This is a genomic window from Frankia sp. AgPm24, assembly GCF_023243055.1.
Taxonomy (GTDB): domain Bacteria; phylum Actinomycetota; class Actinomycetes; order Frankiales; family Frankiaceae; genus Frankia; species Frankia umida.
Genome location: NZ_JALKFW010000076.1, coordinates 1 through 921, shown reverse-complemented (window position 1 = coordinate 921; position 921 = coordinate 1). Strand labels below are relative to the sequence as shown.

Annotated in this window: 1 protein-coding gene; it reads right to left on the bottom strand. The window is 72.7% G+C overall.

The annotated features are described in order from the left end of the window. The coding region (locus tag MXD61_RS05720; protein ID WP_374628481.1) for an IS66 family transposase at nt 1-898 on the bottom strand (898 nt) is incomplete at its 3' end. Nucleotides 899-921 lie beyond the last annotated feature (23 nt).

Here is a 921-nt window from a genome sequence, read left to right as displayed (position 1 = left end):
CGGCCGGGGCGGTGTCGCTCACGGCTTGGAGTTCGCGCAGCAGGTGGGCGACACACAGCTGGTGGGTGGCGGACGTGTAGGTGTCATACGGCGCCCAGGCGTCGTGGACCACGACCCCGGTGAAGCCGGTCAGCACCCCGAGGGCGTCGATCCCGACGGTTCCCCGCTTCGGATGGCAGTCGATCAACGTGTACTTCCCGGTGCGGGCGCAGTGCACCCAGTGCAGTTTCCCGGCGACACGCAGCCCGGTCTCGTCCGCGCCGACCACCTCGGCGCCGGCGAGCAGGTCGCGGAGGGCGGTCAGGAAACCAGTCAGGTCGGCGGCGGCCCGAGTAGCCATCGCCGCGACCGTGCCCGCCGACAGCGGGATCCCGACCAGCTCGCCGAGCGCGGTCGCGGTCCGGTCCTTCGACAGGAACTGACCCGCATACAGGTAGACCGCCGCCGCGGTCACCCGCGGCCCGTACTGCACCGGGGCGTCCACCCCGGCCGGTGGGGTCGCCTTCGTCCGGGTCCCGCAGCCGCAGCCGCATTCCCGTTCGAGGAGCTGATGCTCGGTCACCTGTGGGCGCAGTTCGGGCAGGTCGAACACCTGCCGGCGTTCGGTCCGGGTCACCGGCCGGCCGGCCAGCTGCGTCCCGCACCCGCCACACGGCCCCGGCTCATGCGCCAGGCGCACATCAGGATCAGCGACCATGCGCAGCGTCGACCCGGGATGGCCGTCCTGCCCACCAGGGCGCCGACCCGTCCTCGTCCGTAGCGACGTCGGCGGCGGCTTGGCCAGCCCGCCCGAACTCGGCGGCTTCGACGAGTTCCGCGACGTCTTCGCGACCTGCGCCTCCAACTCCGCGATCCGTGCCAACGCCCGCGCGAGATCCGCCTGCAGGCTCACCACCAGCGCCGCGAGCTCGTCCTACGACG